This window comes from Streptomyces sp. T12 (genome assembly GCF_028736035.1).
Taxonomy (GTDB): domain Bacteria; phylum Actinomycetota; class Actinomycetes; order Streptomycetales; family Streptomycetaceae; genus Streptomyces.
On record NZ_CP117866.1, the window covers coordinates 7,388,037 to 7,411,090 of the forward strand.

General features: G+C 70.2%; 17 protein-coding genes. 4 read left to right on the forward strand and 13 right to left on the reverse strand.

The window, feature by feature from the left end:
- Positions 1 to 75: 75 nt before the first annotated feature.
- From pyk to pta, 3 genes are all read right to left on the reverse strand, one after another.
- Positions 76 to 1,506 carry a pyruvate kinase gene (gene pyk / locus PBV52_RS33430; protein WP_274243460.1) on the reverse strand — a complete coding sequence of 477 codons (1,431 nt, stop codon included), beginning with the start codon at positions 1,504 to 1,506 and terminating at the stop codon, positions 76 to 78.
- A gap of 86 nt (positions 1,507 to 1,592) precedes the next feature.
- Complete coding sequence (locus PBV52_RS33435; RefSeq protein WP_274243461.1) at positions 1,593 to 2,807, reverse strand: acetate kinase; 1,215 nt, start codon at positions 2,805 to 2,807, stop codon at positions 1,593 to 1,595.
- The gene (gene pta, locus PBV52_RS33440) at positions 2,804 to 4,918 is read right to left on the reverse strand and encodes a phosphate acetyltransferase (RefSeq protein ID WP_274243462.1); all 2,115 of its coding nucleotides are present in this window, start codon (positions 4,916 to 4,918) and stop codon (positions 2,804 to 2,806) included. Before pta ends, PBV52_RS33435 begins: the two co-directional genes overlap by 4 nt.
- A gap of 201 nt (positions 4,919 to 5,119) precedes the next feature.
- Between pta and PBV52_RS33445 the strand changes: the two genes are divergently transcribed.
- Positions 5,120 to 6,145, forward strand: a complete 1,026-nt coding sequence (locus PBV52_RS33445) for an ATP-dependent 6-phosphofructokinase (protein WP_274243463.1) — start codon at positions 5,120 to 5,122, stop codon at positions 6,143 to 6,145.
- Positions 6,146 to 6,219: 74 nt separating this feature from the next.
- On the opposite strand, the gene PBV52_RS33450 is transcribed toward PBV52_RS33445, so the two are convergent.
- The 6 genes from PBV52_RS33450 to PBV52_RS33475 all read right to left on the reverse strand — a co-directional run bounded on the left by PBV52_RS33450 (position 6,220) and on the right by PBV52_RS33475 (position 13,790).
- Complete coding sequence (locus PBV52_RS33450; RefSeq protein WP_373921939.1) at positions 6,220 to 6,957, reverse strand: XRE family transcriptional regulator; 738 nt, start codon at positions 6,955 to 6,957, stop codon at positions 6,220 to 6,222.
- A 399-nt stretch (positions 6,958 to 7,356) separates the two neighbouring features.
- Positions 7,357 to 8,196 carry a carbohydrate ABC transporter permease gene (locus PBV52_RS33455; protein ID WP_274243464.1) on the reverse strand — a complete coding sequence of 280 codons (840 nt, stop codon included), beginning with the start codon at positions 8,194 to 8,196 and terminating at the stop codon, positions 7,357 to 7,359.
- Between the two features lie 5 nt (positions 8,197 to 8,201).
- Positions 8,202 to 9,077 (reverse strand): carbohydrate ABC transporter permease, encoded by an 876-nt coding sequence (locus PBV52_RS33460; RefSeq protein ID WP_274243465.1) that lies wholly within the window; start codon positions 9,075 to 9,077, stop codon positions 8,202 to 8,204.
- A 25-nt stretch (positions 9,078 to 9,102) separates the two neighbouring features.
- Entirely contained in the window at positions 9,103 to 10,500 is a 1,398-nt protein-coding gene (locus tag PBV52_RS33465) for an extracellular solute-binding protein (protein WP_274243466.1), read from the reverse strand.
- 355 nt (positions 10,501 to 10,855) lie between these two features.
- Entirely contained in the window at positions 10,856 to 12,763 is a 1,908-nt protein-coding gene (locus PBV52_RS33470; RefSeq protein ID WP_274249761.1) for a tetratricopeptide repeat protein, read from the reverse strand.
- A 163-nt stretch (positions 12,764 to 12,926) separates the two neighbouring features.
- Entirely contained in the window at positions 12,927 to 13,790 is an 864-nt protein-coding gene (locus PBV52_RS33475; RefSeq protein WP_274243467.1) for a 5'-methylthioadenosine/S-adenosylhomocysteine nucleosidase, read from the reverse strand.
- A 27-nt stretch (positions 13,791 to 13,817) separates the two neighbouring features.
- Here PBV52_RS33475 and PBV52_RS33480 point away from each other — a divergent pair, with 27 nt between their 5' ends.
- Positions 13,818 to 14,372 (forward strand): hypothetical protein, encoded by a 555-nt coding sequence (locus tag PBV52_RS33480; protein ID WP_274243468.1) that lies wholly within the window; start codon positions 13,818 to 13,820, stop codon positions 14,370 to 14,372.
- The gene (locus tag PBV52_RS33485) at positions 14,369 to 16,576 is read left to right on the forward strand and encodes a tetratricopeptide repeat protein (protein WP_274243469.1); all 2,208 of its coding nucleotides are present in this window, start codon (positions 14,369 to 14,371) and stop codon (positions 16,574 to 16,576) included. Before PBV52_RS33480 ends, PBV52_RS33485 begins: the two co-directional genes overlap by 4 nt.
- Here the strand turns inward: PBV52_RS33485 and PBV52_RS33490 are convergent.
- From PBV52_RS33490 to PBV52_RS33505, 4 genes are all read right to left on the reverse strand, one after another.
- Entirely contained in the window at positions 16,458 to 17,153 is a 696-nt protein-coding gene (locus tag PBV52_RS33490) for a response regulator (protein WP_274243470.1), read from the reverse strand. The genes PBV52_RS33485 and PBV52_RS33490 overlap by 119 nt on opposite strands.
- Positions 17,150 to 18,898, reverse strand: a complete 1,749-nt coding sequence (locus tag PBV52_RS33495) for a sensor histidine kinase (RefSeq protein ID WP_274243471.1) — start codon at positions 18,896 to 18,898, stop codon at positions 17,150 to 17,152. The genes PBV52_RS33490 and PBV52_RS33495 overlap by 4 nt, the downstream gene beginning before the upstream one ends.
- Before the next feature lie 157 nt (positions 18,899 to 19,055).
- Entirely contained in the window at positions 19,056 to 19,952 is an 897-nt protein-coding gene (locus PBV52_RS33500) for an RNA polymerase sigma-70 factor (protein ID WP_274243472.1), read from the reverse strand.
- Positions 19,953 to 19,982: 30 nt separating this feature from the next.
- Positions 19,983 to 21,212, reverse strand: a complete 1,230-nt coding sequence (locus tag PBV52_RS33505; protein ID WP_274243473.1) for an NAD(P)/FAD-dependent oxidoreductase — start codon at positions 21,210 to 21,212, stop codon at positions 19,983 to 19,985.
- 317 nt (positions 21,213 to 21,529) lie between these two features.
- Between PBV52_RS33505 and PBV52_RS33510 the strand changes: the two genes are divergently transcribed.
- Positions 21,530 to 22,915, forward strand: coding sequence for a cation:dicarboxylate symporter family transporter (locus PBV52_RS33510; RefSeq protein WP_274243474.1), 1,386 nt, complete (start codon positions 21,530 to 21,532; stop codon positions 22,913 to 22,915).
- The last annotated feature ends 139 nt before the right edge of the window (positions 22,916 to 23,054 follow it).

Here is a 23,054-nt window from a genome sequence, read left to right on the forward strand (position 1 = left end):
AAACGCTGAGGGCGCCCCCTGGATCACAGGGGGCGCCCTCAGCGCCGTACGGGGGCCTTGAGGGCCCTTGTGGGATCAGTCCCGCGCGCCGCCACCGAGGTGGTGGACGCGGACCATGTTGGTGGTACCGGGAACGCCGGGCGGGGAACCGGCGGTGATGACCACGATGTCGCCCTCGTTGAACAGACCGAGCTTGACGATCTCCTGGTCCACCAGGTCGACCATCTCGTCGGTGCTGTTGACGAACGGCACGACGTGCGGCTCGACGCCCCAGCTGAGCGTCATCTGGTTGCGGGTCGACTCGTCCGTGGTGAACGCGATGATCTGCTGGGCGGCGCGGTAGCGGCACAGGCGGCGGGCGGTGTCGCCGGACTGGGTGAAGGCGACCAGGCCCTTGCCGCCGAGGAAGTCGGCGATCTCGCAGGCCGCGCGGGCGACCGAACCGCCCTGCGTACGGGGCTTCTTGCCCGGCACGAGCGGCTGCAGGCCCTTGGAGAGCAGCTCCTGCTCGGCCGCGGTGACGATCTTCGACATCGTCTTGACGGTCTCGATCGGGTACGCGCCCACGCTCGACTCGGCGGACAGCATGACGGCGTCGGCGCCGTCCAGGATCGCGTTGGCCACGTCGGAGGCCTCGGCGCGGGTCGGACGGGAGTTGGTGATCATCGACTCCATCATCTGGGTCGCCACGATCACCGGCTTGGCGTTGCGGCGGCACAGCTCGATGAGCCGCTTCTGCACCATCGGGACCTTCTCGAGCGGGTACTCGACGGCCAGGTCGCCACGCGCGACCATCACGCCGTCGAACGCCATCACGACGTCCTCCATGTTGGCGACCGCCTGCGGCTTCTCCACCTTGGCGATGACCGGGACGCGGCGGCCGACCTCGTCCATGACCTTGTGCACGTCCTGCACGTCGTTGGCGTCCCGGACGAAGGACAGGGCGACCAGGTCGCAGCCCATACGCAGCGCGAACCGCAGGTCCTCGATGTCCTTCTCGGACAGCGCCGGCACGTTCACCGCCGCGCCGGGCAGGTTGATGCCCTTGTGGTCGGAGACGACGCCGCCCTCGATGACGATCGTCTTCACCCGGGGGCCGTCGACCTCGGTGACCTTCAGCTCGACGTTGCCGTCGTTGATGAGGACCTGGTCGCCCTTGGCGACATCGCCCGGCAGGCCCTTGTAGGTGGTCCCGCAGATCTGCTTGTCGCCCGGGACGTCCTCGGTCGTGATGACGAACTCGTCACCGCGCTCCAGCTCCACCGGGCCCTCGGCGAAGGTCTCCAGACGGATCTTCGGACCCTGGAGGTCGGCGAGCACACCGATGGCCCGCCCGGTCTCCCGGGCGGCGGCCCGCAGGCGCTCGTACCGCCCCTGGTGGTCTTCGTGCGTGCCGTGGCTGAAGTTGAAGCGGGCCACATTCATGCCCGCCTCGATCAGCGCGACGAGCTGTTCATGGGAGTCGACCGCGGGGCCGAGAGTACAAACGATTTTCGAACGGCGCATGGGACGATCCTATCGGTTTGTTTCGCCGCGGAATATTCCGTCTGGTGGAAGATACAAATGAGCTGCGCTTTGCTCAGCCGTGTTACTCAGGCGTTGCTCTTCCCCACCAGTGCGTAGGTCTGCGTCGCGATCTCCAGTTCTTCATCCGTGGGCACCACGGCCACGGCCACGCGCGCGTGCTCCGGCGAGATCAGTCGGGGCCCGTCACCGCGTACGGCGTTCAGTTCGGCGTCCACCGCGAGGCCCAGCTGCTCCAGACCCGCCACGGCGGCTTCCCGCACCGGCGCCGCGTTCTCGCCGACCCCGGCCGTGAACGCGATCGCGTCCACCCTGCCGAGCACCGCGTAATAGGCGCCGATGTACTTCTTCAGTCGGTGAATGTAGATGTCGAAGGCCAATTGGGCCCGCTCGTCACCTTCGTCGATCCGTCGGCGGATCTCCCGCATGTCGTTGTCGCCGCACAGGCCGATCAATCCGCTCTTCTTGTTGAGAAGAGTGTCGATTTCCTCGATGGACATTTCGCCAACACGCGCCAAATGGAAGATGACGGCGGGATCCATGTCACCGGATCGCGTACCCATCACGAGTCCCTCCAAAGGCGTCAGCCCCATCGAGGTGTCCACGCACTCCCCGCCCCGTACGGCGGACGCGGACGCGCCGTTGCCGAGGTGCAGCACGATGACGTTCACGTCCTCGGGTGCCTTGCCCAGCAGCTTCGCGGTGGCCCGGGAGACGTACGCGTGCGAGGTGCCGTGGAAGCCGTACCGGCGTATCCGGTGCCGGTCGGCGGTCTCGACGTCGATGGCGTAGCGGGCGGCCGACTCCGGCATCGTCGTGTGGAACGCGGTGTCGAAGACGGCGACCTGGGGCAGGTCCGGGCGCAGTGCCCGGGCCGTGCGGATCCCGGTGAGGTTGGCCGGGTTGTGCAGCGGGGCGACCGGGATGAGCCGCTCGATCTCGGCGAGCACGGCGTCGTCGATGACGGTCGGCTCGGTGAAGTGCTTGCCGCCGTGCACCACCCGGTGGCCGATCGCGGCCAGCTCGGGGGAGTCCAGCCCGAGGCCGTCCTTGGCGAGTTCCGCCGACACGGCCTTCAGGGCGGCCTCGTGATCGGCTATCGCCCCGGTCCACTCGCGACTCTCGCCGCCGCTCGCCAGCGGGGTGTGCTTGAGCCGGGACGTCTCCTCGCCGATGCGCTCGACGAGCCCCAGGGCCAGCCGGCTGCTGTCGCGCATGTCGAGCAGCTGGTACTTCACCGACGAGGAGCCGGAGTTGAGGACGAGGACGCGGGACGAGCTCACTGGGCGGTTGCCTTCTCGCTGGAGGACGGGGCGGGCGACAGGGTGGGGGACTGGGCCTGGATCGCCGTGATGGCGACGGTGTTGACGATGTCCTGGACCAGGGCGCCCCGGGACAGGTCGTTGACCGGCTTGCGCAGACCCTGCAGTACCGGGCCGACGGCGATCGCGCCGGCCGAGCGCTGCACGGCCTTGTAGGTGTTGTTACCTGTATTGAGGTCCGGGAAGATCAAAACCGTTGCCTGCCCGGCGACTTCCGACTCTGGCAGCTTGGTCGCGGCGACGGACGGCTCCACGGCGGCGTCGTACTGGATGGGCCCCTCGATCTTCAGGTCGGGCCGCCGCTCGCGCACCAGCTCGGTCGCCTCGCGCACCTTGTCGACGTCGGCGCCCGAACCGGACGTACCCGTCGAGTACGACAGCATCGCGATCCGCGGCTCCACGCCGAACCGCTGGGCCGTGGTGGCCGACTGGATGGCGATGTCGGCCAGCTGCTCGGCGTTCGGGTCGGGGTTCACGGCGCAGTCGCCGTAGACGAGGACCCGGTCGGCGAGGCACATGAAGAAGACCGAGGAGACGATGTCGGCGTCCGGGTTGGTCTTGATGATCTCGAAGGCGGGACGGATGGTGGCGGCGGTCGAGTGGACCGAGCCGGAGACCATGCCGTCCGCGAGGCCCTCCTGCACCATCAGCGTGCCGAAGTAGTTCACGTCGGAGACGACGTCGTACGCCAGCTCCACCGTGACCCCCTTGTGGGCGCGCAGCGATGCGTACTTCTCGGCGAAGGAGTCGCGCAGCTCGCTGGTCGCCGGGTCGATCAGCTGGGAGTCGCCCAGGTCGATGCCGAGGTCGGCGGCCTGCTTTCGGATCCGGTCGACCGGCCCCAGGAGCGTGAGGTCGCAGACGTTGCGCCGCAGCAGCACCTCGGCGGCGTGCAGGACGCGCGGCTCGGTGCCCTCGGGCAGCACGATGCGGCGCATGTGCGAGCGGGCCTGCTCCAGCAGCTTGTGCTCGAACATCATCGGCGTGACGCGGTCGCTGTTCGGCGCCGAGACCCGCTTCAGCAGGTCGCCGGTCTCGACGTACCGCTCGAACAGGCCGAGCGCGGTCTCCGCCTTGCGCGGGGTGACCGCGCTCAACTTCCCCTCCAGGGAGAAGAGTTGCTCGGCGGTGGGGAAGCTGTAGCCCGGCACCGAGAGCACCGGGGTGCCCGGGGCGAGGCGGGCGGCGAGGGTGAGGACCTCGTCGCCGGGCCGCTCGTCGAGGGTGAGCAGCAGGCCGGCGATCGGCGGGGTGCCGGCGCTGTGCGCGGCCAGCGCGCCGACGACCAGGTCGGCGCGGTCGCCCGGCGTGACGACCAGGCAGCCCGGGGTCAGGGCGGTCAGGAAGTTCGGCAGCATCGCACCGCCGAACACGAAGCCGAGGGCGTCGCGCGCGAGCCCCGAGTCGTCGCCGAGCAGGACCTTCGCGTCCAGGGACTGGGCAATCTGCGAGACGGTCGGCGCGGACAGGGCGGGCTCGTCCGGCACGACGTAGCAGGGCACGGGCAGCCGCGCCTGAAGCCGCTGGGCGATCTCGTCCCGGTCGCCCCGGGCGACCCGGTTGGTGACCATGGCGAGCACGTCACAGCCCAGTCCCTCGTACGCCCGATAGGCGTTGCGCGTCTCGGCCAGCACGGACTCGGCGGTCTGCTTGCGCCCGCCCACGACCGGTATCACGGACGCGCCGAACTCGTTGGCGAGCCGGGCGTTGAGGGACAGCTCGTCCGGGAGCTGGGTGTCGGCGTAGTCGGTGCCGAGGACGAGGACGACGTCGTAGTCGCGGGCGACGAGATGGAACCGCTCGACCAGCGTGGACACCAGCTCGTCGGTCCCGCGCTCGGCCTGGAGGGCGGACGCCTCGTGGTAGTCCATGCCGTAGACCGTCGCCGGGTCCTGGGACAGGCGGTAGCGGGCGCGCAACAGCTCGAACAGACGGTCGGGGGAGTGATGCACCAGCGGCCGGAACACCCCCACCCGGTCGACCTGCCGGGTCAGGAGCTCCATCACCCCCAGTTCGACAACCTGGCGGCCGTCGCCGCGGTCGATGCCGGTCACGTACACGCTGCGCGTCACGCGTGCTCTCCGTTTCGTCTGTCGGCGGCTTGGCGGAGCCGGATCGCAAAATCGCCCAGTGGGGTGAGCGAAACCCTCTTGACAATACCCTTGCCGGTGGATAAGGCGCCCGTCAGGATCCAGGGTCGAACAGGGGCCTGGCGGACGTGAAACAATCGGACTGGCTCACCGGTATCAACAGCGAGCAGGAGACACAGCACGATGCGTATCGGAGTTCTCACCGCAGGCGGCGACTGCCCCGGCCTGAACGCAGTGATCCGGTCGGTCGTGCACCGGGCCGTCGCCCACTACGGCGACGAGGTGATCGGCTTCGAGGACGGATACGCGGGCCTGCTGGACGGCCGCTACCGCAGTCTCGACCTGGAGGCGGTCGGCGGCATCCTGGCGCGCGGCGGCACCATCCTGGGATCGTCGAGGCTGGAGCGCGACCGGTTGCGCGAGGCGTGCGAGAGCGCCCCCGACATCGCCCGTGACTTCGGCATCGACGCGCTGATCCCGATCGGCGGCGAGGGAACCCTGACGGCGGCGCGGATGCTGTCGGACGCCGGGCTGCCGGTGGTGGGCGTTCCGAAGACGATCGACAACGACATCTCGTCGACGGACCGGACCTTCGGCTTCGACACGGCGGTCGGGGTCGCCACGGAGGCCATGGACCGCCTGAAGACGACCGCGGAGTCACATCAGCGGGTGATGGTCGTGGAGGTCATGGGCCGCCACGCCGGCTGGATCGCGCTGGAGTCCGGAATGGCGGCGGGCGCGCACGGCATCTGCCTCCCGGAGCGCCCCTTCGACCCCGGCGACCTCGTGAAGATGGTCGAGGAGCGCTTCGCGCGCGGCAAGAAGTTCGCGGTGATCTGTGTCGCCGAGGGCGCCCACCCCGCCGAGGGCACCATGGACTACGGCAAGGGCGCGATCGACCAGTACGGCCATGAGCGCTTCCAGGGCATCGGTACGGCGCTGGCGTTCGAGCTGGAGCGCCGCCTCGGCAAGGAGGCCAAGCCGGTCATCCTGGGCCACGTCCAGCGCGGCGGCGTGCCGACGGCATACGACCGCGTCCTCGCCACCCGCTTCGGCTGGCACGCGGTGGAGGCCGCGCACCGGGGCGAGTTCGGCAGGATGACCGCGCTGCGCGGGACCGACGTGGTGATGGTGCCGCTGGCGGAGGCGGTGACCGAGCTGAAGACGGTGCCGAAGGACCGGATGGACGAGGCGGAGTCGGTGTTCTAGCCGGTCTTGCAGGCCGGTCTTGCAGGCCGGTCTTGCAGGCCGGTGTTCCAGGCCGGTGTTCCAGCACACGACGTTCAGGCGGTACTACCCCCGACCGTCGTCCAGAAGCGCTCCACGATCCGGTCCAGGAACTCGCGGCCGGCCGCGCTGGAGTCGCTGCCGCCGCCGCCCCAGCTCAGCGTGGCGGTCATCTGCCCCTGGTAGTCCTGGTGCAGCTCCTGGAGGGCGGTCTCCAGCAGACGCCGGTCCAGGGGCACCATCTTGCCGACCGGCCGTACGTACGCCTGCCAGCGCGTCGACACGGCACTGCGCAGCAGCTCGCCGAGCTTCGCGTCCCGGCCGGTGACGGTGATGAAGTCCGGGAGGGTGAGGCCGAGGACCTCGGCGAGGGCGGCGGACTGACGGTCGGTGCCGTGCCAGCCGTCGCTCTCCTCCATGCGGAGATACGCGACGAGCTCGTGCCCGACGGTACGGGCCACGTCCTCGGGCGCCAGGCCCCGGGCGATGCGGTGCTCGCGCAGCGTCCGCGGCTTGCCGAGCAGCTCACTGGGCGAGCACCACAGCACGCCCGCCAGCGCGGTGAGCTCGCTGCTGTTGGGTGCGGTGAGCTCGCGTTCCCAGGCGACGACGAGGTCCTCGGTGACGTAGGGGAGTCCGTACGAGGCTCGCATGCCGTAGGCGACGTGTTCGGGCCCCATGTTGAGGCCGGCACGCAGGCGGCGGGCGGCGGGGGCGTTGAACGGGGGAGTGGGTGGGTTCCGGCGGCTTGAGCGGTTGGGGGGCTGGTTCGGTTGGGCTGGGGGTCGGCGCACGGGGCACAACGTAGGCCGGGCGGAGTGGGGTGACTACGGTCTGTTCAGCCAGGATTACGGATTGTAGGAAGCTACGGCTACTGGCGGGTTCGTCGCTCGGTGGTGATCGCCTGCGGAGCGTGCGGGAGGGTGGCGCGGGTGTCGCCGAGGCGGCCCGATGATGGCTGCGGCGAGTGGTGGCATTCGGTGAATGGCAAGCTCAGTGGGCATATTCGCGGCGGGCCGTGCGGTGCCGATCTTGTTGTGGATTACGGGGGTGGGTACTGCTGGAATGCCGCGGCTGTCGGCTGTGCGGGCGGATATCGAAATTGAGTGCGCCATGGCCGACGATGGATCGGCCGCCCGAAGGCAGGCCATAGGCGGCTCAATCCCGACGCTCCACCGCGCTCGCCGGTCGGCTCACCCCTTGACCGCGCCACCCAGCGCAAATCCCCCACCCAATCGCCGAGCCACCAGCACATAAAGCAAAATCACCGGCGTCGAGTAAATGATCGAAAACGCCGCCAGCTGCCCGTACACCACGGTCCCCCGATTTCCGAAGAACTCATTGATGCTCACGGCAGCCGGCATCTGGTCCGGCGTGAGCAGCAGCATGAAGGGCACGAAGAAGTTGCCCCACATCATCACGAACGAGAACACCGTCACCACCGCCACCCCCGGCCCCATCAGCGGCAGCACGACCCGCACCAGCGACTGAAGCGCCGACGCGCCGTCCGTCCAGGCCGCCTCCTCCAGCTCCTTCGGCACCCCGTCCATGAAGTTCTTCATCAGCCAGATGGCGAAGGGCAGTTGGGAGGCGGCGAAGAAGAAGATCGTGCCCTGCATGGTGTCGATCAGGTTCACCTGCACGAACAGGGCGTACACCGGGACCATGATCGCCGTGATCGGCAGGCTCGTCGCGAACAGGATCGTCAGCAGGAACGGGCGGTTGAAGCGCGACCGGAACCGCGACAGCGGGTAGGCGGCCAGCGCCGCGCACGCCACCGTCAGGGCCGTCCCGCCACCGCACAGGAGCAGGCTGTTGAGCAGGGGCGTGAAGGTGATGTCCGGGGTAAGGACCGCGTCGAAGTTGTCGGGGGTCACGCCGTCGGGGAGCTTCACCTGGAGGTTCGCGTTCGTGTCCACGGAGGAGAGGATCACCCAGGCGAGCGGGAGCACGAAGGCCGCGGCCACTGCCAGGAGGCCGGCGTCGGCGGCCAGGCGGTGGGTGGTGCGTCGGGAGGAGAGAGTGCGGGGCATGGGCGTCAGACCTCCGTTCGCAGCAGACGCAGGTAGAACACCGAGAACAGCGAGCCCACCACCAACAGCAGCAGGGCGACCGCCGTGCCGTAGCCGATCATGCTCTTCTGGAACGCCTCCTCGTACATGAAGAGCGGAAGCGTCTGGCTCTTGCCGCCCGGGCCGCCCCTCGTCATCACCCAGATCAGACCGAAGACGGACAGGGTCTGCAGGGTGATGAGCATGAGGTTCGTGCCGATGGAACGGCGGATCATCGGCAGCGTGATGTGCCACATACGGCGCCAGCCGCCCGCGCCGTCGACCTCGGCCGCCTCGGTGATCTCCTTGGGGATCTCGTTCAGGGCCGCCGAGTAGACCAGCATCGAGAAGGCCGTACCCCGCCAGACGTTCGCGAAGGACACCGCCAGGATCGGCAGGGTGAACAGCCAGTTCTGGGTGGGGAGTCGGAGCCAGTCCAGGATGGCGTTCAGGGTGCCTTCGCGCCGGAAGAAGGCGTAGAGGAGGAAGCCGGCGACGACCTCCGGCAGGACCCACGCCGTGATGACGACGGCGCCGGTGAGGGTGCGGACGGGCTTCGAGGCGCGCTGCATCAGCATGGCCAGGCCCAGCCCCAGGGTGTTCTGCCCGAGCAGGGCGGAGATGACGGTGAAGACGAGGGTGAGCCAGACCGCGTTGAGGAACGCCTCGTCACCGAACGCCGTACGGAAGTTGTCGAACCCGACGAACGAGTCCTCGGCCTGGCCGGTGAGCTGGAGGTCGGTGAAGGCGATGTAGGCGCAGTAGGCGATGGGGCCGGCGAGGAAGAGGAGCAGGAGGACGACGGCGGGGGCGACCGGGAGGGCGCGGGTGAGGGATCGGCTGAGTGAGCGGGCCCGCGTCATACGCGGGAGCCCGTCTCGGCAGCGCTCATTTCTCGATCACCTGGTCGTCCGCCGCCGCCCTCAGCTCCTCGTCGTAGCCCTTCGCCGCGTCCTCGACCGACATGTCGCCCGTCGTCACGCCCTCCATCGCCTCCTGGACGGCGGTGGAGACCTTCGGGTACGCCGGATAGGCGGGGCGGTAGTGGGTGCTCGCGACGAGGTCCGTGAAGAACTTGATGCCGGGTTGGGCGTTGACGTACGACGGGTCCTTCGCCACGTCGTTGCGTACCGCGATGCCGGAGTTGGCGACGTACCACTTCTGGGCGTTCGTCTTCGTCTGCATCGTCTTGATGAACTCGAAGGCGAGGTCGGGGTTGCCCGCCTTCGCCGGGATCGACCAGGTCCATCCGCCGGACATGCTCACCTTGCCGGGGGCCTGGCCGTTCTGGGTCGGCATGGCGGCGAGGCCGAGCTCGTCGGACCACTCGGGCCACTCGTGGCCGCTGCCGGGGAGCCAGTCCTGCGGGAGCCATGAGCCGTCGAGGGCGATGGCGAGCTTGCCCTGGGGGAGCCACTCACCGCGGACGCGGGTCATGACGTTGGGGTCGAGGGCGTCGGACACGTCCGGGCCGAGTTTCTCCTCGTAGACGGTCTCGACGAAGGTGAGGGCGTCCTTGAAGCCCTGGCTGCCGGCGACCCATTTCTTGGCGGACTTGTCGTACAGGGGGTCTGTGTTGCCGTCATTCGTGGTGCCGTAGAGCAGCATTTCGAACGTCTGCATGGTGGCGGCCTCGCCGACGGGCTTGCCCGTGTAGACGTTCAGGGGGATGACGTCGGGGGCTTTTTGCTTGATGGTGCGGGCGGCGTCCAGGACGTCGTTCCAGGTCTTCGGCTGCCAGTCGGCAGGCAGGCCGGCCTTCTTGAAGATGTCCTTGCTGAACCACAGGCCCCGGGTGTCGGTGCCGTCCGGGATGCCGTACGTCTTGCCGTCCTCGCCCTTGGCGGCTTCCTTGGCCGTGTCGATGAACTGTTTCCAGTCCCGCCACTTGGCGAGGTAGGGGTCCAGGGGCTTCAAGTACCCGCTGGTGATGTCCGAGTTGATGAGGAAGGTGTCCTCGTAGACCAGGTCGGGGGCGGTCTTGGGGGAGCGGAGCATCTGCTGGAGCTTGGTGTAGTACTCCGAGTCCGGGGCCTTGATGGGGACGAACTCGACCTTCTTGCCGGGGTTCGCCTTCTCGAACTGCTTCTTGATGTCCGCGAGGTAGGTGTCCATCACCTTGATGGAGTTGTCCGTGGACTGTTTGAAGGAGACCTTGATGGTGTCGGGGTCACTGCCGGAGCCGCTGCCGCAGGCGGTGAGGGTGGCTGCGGCGGCGAGGGAGAGGGCGAGGAGTGTGGGGAGGGCAGGGCGAGCGGGGCGGGCGGCGGTGGGGCGCACGGGCATGACCTCCTGCGGGCGCACTTCGTTGTGGCGCGGGGATGGCTGCCCGGTGAACGTAGGTCGAGTGGTCTAGTCAGGTCAATGAGTGTGCGGCGGATTGGGCGGTGGTGGTTGCGGTGGCGATGTAGGCGTTGCCGTGGGGATCGGTGCCTATGCGGAAGCAGTTGGTGCCCTCTCCGCAGAACGGTTCTGCCGCGCAAGCCCTCGCGCTCGCCCCGCCCGCCTCATCCACGCCCTGGCAGACGACCTCTGGGAGAGCCGCCATGTGGGATTCCGCGTCGCTGAACTCCGGGCCGCGGGCGTGGCTGGAGTGCGGTCTTGTGAGGGGGCGGGGGTATGCGGGGGTGGGATGACGGGGCTATGCAAGGGCCTCGGCGGCTGCGCGGGCTTGGGCGGCTTCAGTGGGGGCGTTGGCTCGGGTGTAGGCGTCGGCGGACTGGAGGTAGGCGGTGCGGGCCTCGGCGGGGCGGCGGGCGGCCTCGTGAGCGAAGGCCAGGTTGCTGAGGGTCCGCCCCTCGCCGTACCAGTCCTCGAACTCCCGGCGGAGTTCCAGGGACTTGCCGTAGGCCTCGATCGCCTCCTCTATCCGGCCTGCCTGCCGCAGGGCGAGGCCGAAGTTGTTCCACGCCCTGGCCTCGCGGTGGCGGTCTCCGGCGGCTTGGTACAGGTCGCGGGCGCGGGTGTGGGCGTCGATCGCCTCCTCCGCCCGGCCTACCGCCCGCAAGGCACTGCCGAGGTTGCCCCACGCGTTGGCCTCGCGGTGGCTGTCTCCGGCGGCCTGGAACAGGTCGCGGACCCGGCGGAGGGCGCTGATTGCCTCCCTCGCCCGGCCCGCCCTCCGCAGGGCGAGGCCGAGGTTGCCCCACGCCATGGCCTCGCGGTGGCTGTCTCCGGCGGCCTGGAAGAAGTCGCGGGCGCGGGTATGGGCGTCGATCGCCTCCTCCGCCCGGCCTGCCTGCCGCAGGGCGAGGCCGAGGCTGTTCCATGCGATGGCCTCGTCCAGACGGTCCCCGGACCGGTGGGCGGCCTCCCGCGCGGCTTCCGCGACGGTGATCCAGTCGTCAAAATGCCGCCGCCAGTCCAGGTACTCCCCCAGACATGCGGCCAGCTGCACCGCCGCGCCCGCGAACCGCTCCTCCCGTGCCCACCCCACCGCCGCCACCAGACCCGCCCGCTCCCCGTCCAGCCACGCCAGCGCCTGCGCCCGGGCCGCGAACCGTTCGGGCTCCGGCATACCCGGCAGCCATCGCAGCCGGTCATCAGCCGCATGCGCCCACCGGCAGTAGTACTCCAACACCCGTTTCCGTGCCGCCTCCCCCTCCTCCCGCAGGCCGGCGTCCGCCGCCACCAGCCCAGCACCGAACGCTCGCACCAAGTCGTGCACCCGCCACCGCGTGGCAGGTACCGAACCGTCGACGCACCGGACCGGTGTGACCAGATGCGTGGCGGCGAGCTCTTCCAGGAGGGACAGCAGGACCTCCGTGCCGAGGTCGGCCAATGCGGCGATGGCTTCCGTGCTGGTTTCCGCGCCGGGGCCGAGGCAGAGCAGGCGCAGCAGCCGGGCCTGGTCTGGCGGCAGGCGGCGATACGACGTCTCCAGCACAGGGCGTAGAACGAGCGAGCGGCCGTACAGGTCCGTGCCGGGACTGCCCTCATCGAGTACAGCGGTGGCATCACCCGTCTTCCTGATCTCGGTCACCAGCGAAGCGATGTCCCGCAGTCGGCGCCGACGGAGCAACGCGGCGCCGATCTGGAGAGCAAGGGGCAAGTGACCACAGAGGGCGGTGAGTTCGCGCAAGGCGTCAGGCTCGCGTTCCGCCCGGTCGTCCCGCTCGTCGGCGCTGTGCAGGGCGCGAGCCACAAGGGCGACGGACTCCTCCGGATCAAGCGTCTCCAGGTCGATGAGCCGCACGGGAAGCGAATCCGGCCGGTCCCGAGAGGTGATCAGCACCCGGTGCCGATCAGTGTCCGGCAGCAGCTCGAGGAGCTGAGCCGGATCCGACGCGTTGTCCAGGATCAGCAGCATCCGGTCGCGCCGCTCCAGTAGCGCGCGATACGCGTCGTACTGCCGCGCAGCAGTCGGTGGCAGATCCGGTCCCCGCGCACCCAGCGCGTCCAACAGCGCCAGCACCGCCTGATCCGCGGTCACCGGATTGTCGTCGTACCCCCGCAGGTCCACGAAGAGCGTCCCGCCCGGGAACCACCCCTGCGTTCGGGCCCGGTGTGCTGCCTCCACCGCCAGCGCGGTCTTGCCGATGCCGCCCATGCCGGTGACGGCGAAGATGAGAAGCGGGAGGGCGGCCGTGTCGTCCTCGCCGGGTGCGAGGTGCGGGAGCAGACGGTCCAGTTCCACCGACCGGCCGGTGAAGCCCCAGGGGCGGGGCGGCAGGGTTGCGCTGGCGCGGGGGACCGGGCCGTGGGTGGTCCCCCTACCGTCGCCTGTCGGTCTTGCCGGTGACGGGGCCGTAGAACGTACCGCCCCGGAGGTCGACGTGGTCCCCGCCGTACGTGGCTCCCTCGTCCCGGCGGTGATGGGGTCCCTCCTTGGAGTCGGAGGAGCCCTTGCGGGGCCGGTGTTTGTGCAGCACTGCCACCGTCACCGAGGCCGCCTGCCGGGCGGCGAGTTCCTGCGAACCCGAGGCGTCGGCCGCGCGCTTGTCCGCGTCGGCCCGGTCGCTGATGCCCCGGATCACCAGAGCGTTCAACTGGCCGTTCAGATGGGCCGCGTGGGCTGCCCCGGAGCCCTCCATCTCGATCGCGCCGGCGTCGTTGTAGCTCCTGCGAAGGTGCTGGGCGATCTCGGACTCGGCGTCCGCCAGAACCACGTCCCCCGTGGCGATCGGCATGAAGTGCGCCCGTACGTCGGGCATGTCCCGTACGGCGGAACGCGCCGCCTGTTCGAGCGCGTGCGAGCCCGGCAGGGCCTTCGGCCGGACCAGGAAACCCTCGGGTGTCTGCTTGCCGCCGTGGATCTCGTACACCTGCGTGCCCACGACGACGTCGCCGATCCCGACGTCGTCCTTCAGGCTGCCGGCGACACCGACGAAGAGCACGGCCTCGGGATGCAGCCAGTTGATGAGCTGCGTGGTGAGAGCGGCGGCCCGCTCGGCGCCCATGCCCAGCTCGGCGAGGGCAACATGCCAGGCTGTGTCGGGTAGTTGGCCCTCTTCGACCCGGGTCCCGTCAGGGTGCACGAGCTCCTGCCGATTCTCGACGTACGCGCGGATGGCGGCGTATTCGAGGGGGAGCGCGGTCAGGACGAGAACAGTGGGCTGAGTCTCAGGCACACTCATAACGTACAGCCGGGGGAAGGGAATCGAGTGCCGGAACGGGACGTCACCGTCGGGCAGTTGCTGCTCGCCGAGTACCAGAGTGTGAAGGACGAGCAGAAGGCGAGGATCGGGTTCCGGGACAACCTGCTCTACGTGACGCTCGGCGTGGTCGCCGCGGTCGTCGCGGCCGCGGCGCAGGCCAAGCAGGCCTCCATGCTGCTGGCGTTGCCGCCGGTGTGTGTCGTACTCGGGTGGACCTACCTCGTCAACGACGTGAAGATCTCGGCCATCGGGGCCTACGTGCGGGAGGACTTGGGGCCTCGGCTCGCCGGACTCGCCGATACCGAGGGCGCCGCCTTCCGGTGGGAGAGCTTTCAGCGCGGGGACGCGCGGCGGGTGTCGCGGAAGGTCGTGCAGCTTGTGGTCGACCTGCTGGCGTTCTGTGTCGTGCCGCTGAGTGCGCTCGCCGTGTACTGGGCCGCCGGAGCGGTCACGGCGGGGCTGCTGGTCGTCTCCGTGGTCGAGGCGCTGGCGGTGGTGGGGCTGGGGGTGTACGTGGTGCTCTACGCCGTGCCGTTCGGCGCGGGGGATGATGTGGCATGAGCGGGGCGGGCCCTGAGCGGTACGGGGATCATGTCGACTTCCGGGGCGGCACCTTTCACGGGCCGGTCCTCGGGAAGGCCCCCGCGCCCACCGCGCTGGACGCCCTGCCCGCCAAGGCGGCCGGCTTCACCGGGCGGGACACGGAACTGGCCCGTCTGCTGGACGCCCTCGACCCGGCCGCGCCCGGCGCACCGCAGGCCGTGCTCGTCACCGCCGTCTCCGGACTCGGAGGTATCGGGAAGACCGCGCTGGCGGTGCAGGCGGCGCACGCGGCCCGGGAGCGGGGCTGGTTCCCCGGCGGGACGCTCTTCGTGGACCTGCACGGCTACGACGACTCCCCGGCCACGGCCGACCAGGCCCTCCAGTCCCTGCTGCGGGCCCTCGGGGTCGAGCCGGAGCACATCCCGGCCACTGCGGACGAACGCGCGGTCTTCTACCGGTCGATGCTCGCCCAGCGGGTCAGGGAGCGAGGCGCGGTGCTGGTCCTGGCCGACAACGCCTCGTCGTCGGACCAGGTCCGCCCTCTCCTCCCGGGAGACGCCTGTCATCGGGTGCTGGTCACATCCCGCGACCGGCTGCCCCAACTCGCGGCGAGACTCGTTCCGCTGGCGCCGCTCACCGCCCCGGCCGCGTACGAACTCCTCGACCTGGCCCTGAGGATCGCCGATCCGGACGACAGCCGCGTCACCGATGATGCCGCAGCGGCCGAACGGCTTGCCGTCCTCTGCGGTCATCTGCCGCTGGCCTTGGAGATCGCGGCCGCGCTGTTGGTGGAGGACCCGGGAAAGCCGGTGGGCGAACTCGTCGGTGAACTCGCCGAGTCCCATGACCGTCTCGACCACCTCGACGACGGCGAGCGGAACGTCCGGGCCGGTTTCGACCTCTCCTACCGCCGCCTCCCGGCCTCCCAGGCCCGCTTGCTGTGCCTGCTCGCCCTGGCACCGGGGCCGGAGGTGGGCGATGAGGTGGCTGCCGTGCTGGCCGGGGTCGACACGCCCCCGGCAGGTGACCTGCGGGCACTGGCACGCGCGCATCTCGTGGAGCGGGGGAGCGGCAGGCGGGGGTGGCGGATGCATGACCTTGTGCGTGCGTTCGGGGTGGGTCTGGTGGCGAGGGACGCGGAGTTGCGGGAGGAGGGGGAGGCGGCGAGGCAGCGGGTGCTCAAGTTCTACGACCGGTGGGCCTATGAGGCCGATCGGCAGTTGCGCTGGTCGTCAGGGATGCCCGAGCCGGAGCGGTTCACGGACCGGGCGGCGGCGCTGGCGTGGCTGGACCGGGAGCGGGCGGGGCTGGTGGCGGCGGTGCAGTGGGGGCGGGAGGAGCGGCACGTGGACGACGCGTTGTGGCTCGCCTTCCACCTGACGACGTACCTGCGGTTCGGCCGGTACTTCGGGGACTTGATGACCGTCGCCACCACTGCCCAGGAGGCCGCTCAGCGCACGGGGAAAGGGTGGTTCCAGGCCATGTCCTGGGAGACCCTTGGCCACGCCCTGCGGGAGACGGGCCGGGCGGAGGAAGCGGTCGCCGCCCACGCCCGTGCCCGCGACCTGCTGAAGGCGGACGGAGACCGCGAGGGCCAGAGCATCGCGTGGAACAACATGGGGCTCGCCCTGCTGGCGGCGGGCCGGGCGGAGGAGGCGATCGACGCGTACACACAGGCCCTCGATCTCGGACGCGTCGATGACCCCCGAAGCGTGGGCATCTCGTTGAACAACCTCGCCAACGCGCTGCGGGCGACGGGCCGGGCGGAGGAAGCGATCGATGCGCACACGCGTGGACTGGAACTTCTCGGATCCGTCGGCGACCGCCCCAACGAGGCCGTCGCATGGGGCGCCCTCGGGCACACCATGTACCAAGTGGGCCGTACGGAAGAGGCGATCAAGGCTTACGGCAAAAGCCTGGAGATCTATCAGGAGCTGGACGACTGGTACGGGGTGGGCAGGACTCTCTCCCACTTGGCCATGGCTCACAAGGCGAACGGCCACCCCACCCGGGCCCGCACCACCTACCTCCAAGCCGCCGACGCCTATACCCGAGCCAACGCCCCCACCGAAGCAGCCGAAGCACGAGCCGACGCCACCGCCCTCAGCGAGGAGCCCGAACCCACCGATAAACCAGCTCAGGCCTCCCCACCTGCCCATAAACCGGCTTCCGCTCAGCCCTCCCCGCCTCCACCAAATGCTCCAGATACCGCCGAGCCGTGATCCGCGAAATCCCCACGGCCTCCGCAACCCCCGCCGCCGTAAGCCCCTCCGCGGCCTCCCGCACAGCCCCCGTCACCCGCTCCAGCGTCGGCGCGCTCAACCCCTTGGGCAGCGCCGCAGGCGAAGGCGCCCGCAGCGAAGCCAGCGCCCGGTCCACCTCGTCCTGCCCGCTGGCCTCGCCCACCGCCGCATGGAACTCGGCGTACCGCACCAGCCGATCCCGAAGGGTCGCGAACGTGAAGGGTTTCAGTACGTACTGCACGACCCCCAGCGACACCCCCTCGCGCACCACGGCCAGATCCCGTGCCGAGGTCACCGCGATCACGTCGGCGTGATGCCCGGCCGCCCGCAGTGACCGGGCCAGTTGCAGCCCGTGCACATCCGGCAGGTGCAGGTCCAGCAACAGCAGGTCCACCGGCGTCCGCTCCAGCGCGCGCCGCGCCTCCGCGCCCGTGTGCGCCTTGCCGACCGCGACGAATCCCGGCACCCGGCCCACGTACATCACGTGCGCGTCCGCCGCGACCGGGTCGTCCTCCACGACCAGGACGCGAATCGCCTGCTCGGCCGGCCCCGTCATATGTCACCTCTCGAAACCACGGCGCCCTCGGAACCCTGCACAGGCTCGGCCTGTCGCGCGGGCCTGCCGCCCGGCACGGGTTCGGCACCTGGTGGGAGTTCGGCGCCCGGCGAGGCCCCGGCACCCGGCGCGTGCTTCACACCCTCTCCCAGCGGCAACCGCACCTCGAACTCCGCCCCACCCCCGGCAGCCTCCGCCACCGACAGGGTCCCGTCGTGCCGATGCGCCGCCTGCCGTACCAGCGCCAGCCCCAGCCCCCGCCCGCCCGGCCCGGCCGGCTTCGTCGAGAAGCCGCGTTCGAACACCACTTCCACGTGTGCGGGGTCCACCCCGGCCCCCGTGTCCGACACGCGCAGCACCAGCTCCGCGCCCTCCGTGTACGCCGTCACCGTCACCCGCCCCCGCACGCTTCCCTGCGCGGCGTCCACGGCGTTGTCGATCAGATTGCCGAGGATCGTCACCAGATCCCGGGCCGGCAGGGAAGGCGGCAGCAGGTTGTCGTCCAGTCGGCTGTCCTCCGATACGACGAGTTCGACGCCCCGCTCGTTGGCCTGCGCCGTCTTCCCCAGCAGCAGCGCCGCCAACACAGGCTCACTCACCGCGGCCACCACCTGGTCCGTCAGGGCCTGCGCGAGCTCCAGTTCTGCCGTCGCGAACTCCACCGCCTCCTCGGCGCGTCCGAGTTCGATCAGCGAGACGACCGTGTGGAGGCGATTCGCCGCCTCGTGCGCCTGCGACCGCAGCGCCTGGGTGAAGCCCCGTTCGGAGTCCAGCTCGCCCATCAGGGACTGGAGTTCGGTCACGTCCCGCAGCGTGACGACCGTGCCACGCCGCTCGCCGCCCGACACGGGGGACGTGTTCACCACCAGCACGCGTTGCGCCGTCAGATGCACCTCGTCGACCCGTGGCTCGGACGCCAGCAGCGCCCCGGTCAGCGGTGCGGGCAGGCCCAGGTCCGCGACCGACCGCCCCACCACGTCGCCGCCCACCCCGAGCAGTTCCCGCCCGCCGTCATTGATCAGCGCCACCCGGTACTGCCCGTCCAGCATCAGCAGCCCCTCGCGCACCGCGTGCAGCGCGGCCTGGTGGTAGTCGTGCATCCGGCTCAGCTCGGCCGCGTTCATGCCATGGGTGTGGCGGCGCAGGCGGGCGTTGACGACGTACGTGCCGATCGCGCCCAGGGCGAGCGCGCCCGCCGCCACGCCGAGCAGGGCCGTCAGCTGCTCCTGCACCCGCTTGCTGATCTCCTCGACCCTGATGCCCGCGCTGACCAGCCCGACGATGTCCTTCGGGGCCGTACCCCCGTCGTAGATCGGTACGACCGCGCGGACGGACGCGCCCAGGGTGCCGGTGTACGTCTCGGTGAAGGGCTCGCCTCGCAGGGCGCGCTCCGTGTGACCGCGGAAGTGCTGGCCGATCTGGTCCTCGTCGGGGTGCGTCCAGCGGATCGCCTGAGGGTTCATGATCGTGACGAAGTCGACGCCGGTGTGGTGCTGGACGCGCAGCGCGTACGGCTGGAGGTCGGCCGTCGGATCGGGGGTGCGGATCGCCTCCCGTACGGACGGGGCGTCGGCGATCGACTGGGCCACCGCCATGGCCTGGCGGCGCGCCGCGTCCTCGGCCTGGCCGCGGTCGCTGACGTAGGTGAACACCGCGTACCCGGCGACGAGCACCGCTATCAGCACGGCCTGCATGGCGAAGAGCTGGCCGGCCAGGCTGCGGGGCCTCGGGACGGAGATGCGCATGTCGTCAGTCTGCCCCATGGCCGATTTTGGCCGCTCCCCCCTGTGGAAAACCGCTTGCCCCTGTGGATGGGACGTCCGCTTGGGCGGTGTTCGCCGTATTCATCGCCGGGTGATGCTCGCCGTATGCCTCTTCATCGCAGGGTGAGCGGGGTCTCCTTCATCGCAGGCTGAGCGGGGTCTCCGATTCGACGCGGGTCAGCTTCTCCGGGTTGCGGACGTAGTAGAGGCCGGTGATGCGGGAGTCCTCGACGCGCACGGCCATGACGCCGTCGATCTCGCCGTCCAGGCGCAGGACGAGCGCCGGGTTGCCGTTGACCACGGTGAGGCCGGTGGTGAGCGTGGCTTCGAGCCTGCCCGTGCCGCCGACGATGAACCGGGCCACCTTGTCGGCGCCGACGATCGGCCGGGGTGCGGCCTGCTTGACGCCGCCGCCGTCGCTCATCAGGACGACCTCGGGGGCGAGCACGTCGAGGAAGCCCTGCAGGTCACCGGTGGCGAGCGCGTGCTGGAACGACTCCAGGGCCGCCCGGGTCGCGCTCGCGGAGACCGCCGCGCGAGGGCGGCGGGCATCGACGTGCCGGCGGGCTCGGTGCGCGATCTGGCGGACGGCCGCGGGGCTCTTGTCGACGGCGGCCGCGATCTCGTCGTAGTCGACGTCGAAGACCTCGCGCAGCACGAAGACGGCGCGCTCGGTCGGGGAGAGTGTTTCGAGGACGAGCATCAGCGCCATCGACACGCTCTCCGCGAGCTCGACGTCCTGGGCCACGTCCGGCGCGGTGAGCAGGGGCTCGGGCAGCCAGGGGCCGACGTAGGCCTCCTTGCGGCGGGTCATCGTGCGCAGCCGGTTGAGCGACTGGCGGGTCGTGATCCGGACCAGGTAGGCGCGCTGGTCGCGCACCTGCTCCAGGTCGACCTCGACCCACCGCAGCCACGTCTCCTGCAGGACGTCCTCGGCGTCGGCCGCCGAGCCGAGCATCTCGTACGCGACGGTGAAGAGCAGGTTGCGGTGGGCGACGAAGGCCTCGGTCGCCGCATCGGTGGCGTGATCACTCATGCCCAGGTCTCTCCCCTGTTCGCGCTCGGGTTAGGCCACGTGTTCGACGGCGGCCGGGGTCTCGTCCGCAGTCGCGGCCGGGGCCGTGCCGCGCGTGGCCCGCAGCAGCTCCTGACGCTTGGTACCTCCCGAGACGCGGTGCAAGCGGTAGGAACCGGGCTTGCGCGACTCGGCGGCCAGATGATCGACGATGCCCTTGCAGACGAACTCCTTGAGCCTCGCGCCGGGGCGGCCGCCGATGTGGAACCACAGCGCGACGTCGTACCGGTGGGCGAACTGGAAGATGCCGGCGCCGCGGCCCAGGCTGATGCACTGCCCGGCGAACACCTGGTTGAGGGTCGAGGGCTGCTCACCCGCGATCCGGCTGAGCACCGTGTCGGCGGCCCGTGCGCCCAGCGGTATCGCGGCCTGGCAGCTCATCCGCAACGGCAGGCCCGACGGTGCCGCCGAGTCCCCGGCCGCGACGATGCGCGGGTCGTCCACGCTGGTCAGCGTCTCGTCGGTGAGCAGGCGGCCCAGGGCGTCGGTGCTCAGCCCGCTGCGCGCGGCCAGGTCCGGCACGCCGAAGCCGGCGGTCCAGATGGTCACCTCGCTCGGCAGCGTACGGCCGCCACTGAGCCGTACGGCATCCCGGGTCACGGCCGTCACCTTCGCGTCGGGGCCCGCGAGGACGGTCACACCGAGTTCGGCCATCCGCCTGGCGACCGAGCGTCGCCCCCGCGGGTGCAGATACGGGCCGAGCACCCCGCCGCAGACCAGGGTCACGGTACGGCCGGCCTCCGCCAGCTCGGTGGCCGTCTCGATACCGGTCGGCCCGGCTCCGACGACCGTCACCGGGGCCTTCGCGGACGCGGCGTCCAGGACCGGCCGCAGCCGCTGCGCCTCCTCCAGGCCGGCGATCGGGTAGGCGAACTCGGCCGCTCCGGGCACGCCCGGGTCGGCGCTGCCACTGCCCACCGCGTAGATCAGGTGGTCGTAGCCGACCGTGCCGCCGGTCGCCAGTGTCACGCTGCGCTCGGCCGCGTCGATCCGCGTCACGCTGTCGACCATCAGCCGGACGTCCCCGGCCAGGACCTCCCGGTAGTCGACGACCGCGTCGTCGGACCCGCCCACCAGCTGGTGCAGGCGGATCCGGTGCACGAAGGTCGAGCGCGGGTTGATCAGGGTCACGGTCACGTCGGCGCGCTGAGTCAGGCGATTGGCCGCCATGACGCCCGCGTATCCGCCGCCGACCACGATGACGTTGCTGTTCTCGGTCACGGTGCCTCCTCCGGTTCCAGGGGGTTCGGCCTCAAGACACCGCGTCCGCGTTCGTTGTGACAGGACGTGACCCAGATCACCCACTGGTCGGGGCTCGGCGACGCCCCCCTCACGAACGTCCCGCGCGCCGCTGTCATGTAAGCGTGCGGTGAACTAAATGAACGGAAGGGTGACCGCCCTCACACGGCAGGGGATAGTCGCGGCATCGCTGGAGTACGACCCCCGCTCCCCGGGGCGCGCTTCCCCGTCAGCGAACCCCCACCCCGGACGTGAGCCGCACGCCGGTGATACCGACGAAGACGTCAAGGAGGGCAGCCGTGGCCGCCGCCAAATCCCCCGATACGGCACCTGCCGCACCCGTCGCCAAGCGGGACCGCACGCACTACCTCTACATCGCGGTGATCATCGCGGTGGCCCTCGGTATCACCGTGGGCCTCGTCGCGCCCGACTTCGCGGTCGAGCTGAAGCCCATCGGAGCGGGCTTCGTGAACCTGATCAAGATGATGATCTCGCCGATCATCTTCTGCACGATCGTCCTGGGTATCGGCTCGGTACGGAAGGCCGCCAAGGTCGGTGCCGTCGGCGGTATCGCGCTGGGCTACTTCCTCGTGATGTCGCTGGTCGCCCTCGGTATCGGTCTCGTCGTCGGCAACATCCTGGAGCCGGGCACGGGTCTGCACATCACCGACGCCATCAAGGACGCCGGTCACGAGCAGGTCGACTCGGAGGCCAAGAACACCACCGAGTTCCTGCTCAGCCTCATCCCGACCACGATGGTCTCCGCCTTCACCTCGGAAACGGTCCTGCAGACCCTGCTCATCGCCCTGCTCGCCGGCTTCGCGCTGCAGGCCATGGGCTCGGCCGGACAGCCGATCCTGCGCGGCGTGGAGCACATCCAGCGGCTCGTCTTCCGCATCCTGGCCATGGTGATGTGGGCCGCCCCCGTCGGTGCCTTCGGCGCCATCGCCGCCGTCACCGGATCCGCCGGCGTCGACGCGCTCAAGAAGCTCGCCATCCTGATGCTCGGCTTCTACGCGACCTGCTTCCTCTTCGTCTTCATCGTGCTCGGCGCCCTGCTGCGCATCGTCGCCGGCCTCAACATCCTCACGCTCTTCAAGTACCTGGGCCGCGAGTTCCTGCTGATCCTGTCCACCTCCTCCTCCGAGTCCGCGCTGCCGCGCCTCGTCGCGAAGATGGAGCACCTGGGTGTCAGCAAGCCGGTGGTCGGCATCACCGTCCCGGCCGGCTACTCCTTCAACCTCGACGGCACCATGATCTACATGACCATGGCGTCCCTGTTCATCGCCGACGCCATGGGTACGCCGATGTCCATCGGTGAGCAGATCCCGCTGCTGCTCTTCCTGCTGGTCGCCTCCAAGGGCGCCGCCGGTGTCACCGGTGCGGGTCTGGCCACGCTGGCCGGTGGTCTGCAGTCGCACAAGCCGGCCCTGGTGGACGGCATCGGCCTCATCGTCGGTATCGACCGCTTCATGAGCGAGGCCCGTGCTCTGACGAACTTCGCGGGCAACGCCGTCGCCACCGTCCTGATCGGCACCTGGACCAAGGAGATCGACCGCGGGCGTGTCGACCAGGTGCTCGCCGGTCAGCTCCCGTTCGACGAGGCGACCCTCCAGAACGACGGCCACGACGCCCCGGCCGAGGCGTCGCAGCAGGGCGACGAGAAGGAACTCGCCAAGGCGTAGGCGCCGTCGGGGTCGGGCCCTACGGCCCCTCCTCGCTCCGGGCGTCCGGCCCCACCTGAACCGGGGCCGGGCGTCCGGCCAGCACACTCCGGGCGGCTGGGCTGCTCCCCCGTCTCTCAGCCGCCCGGTCGGAATTTCT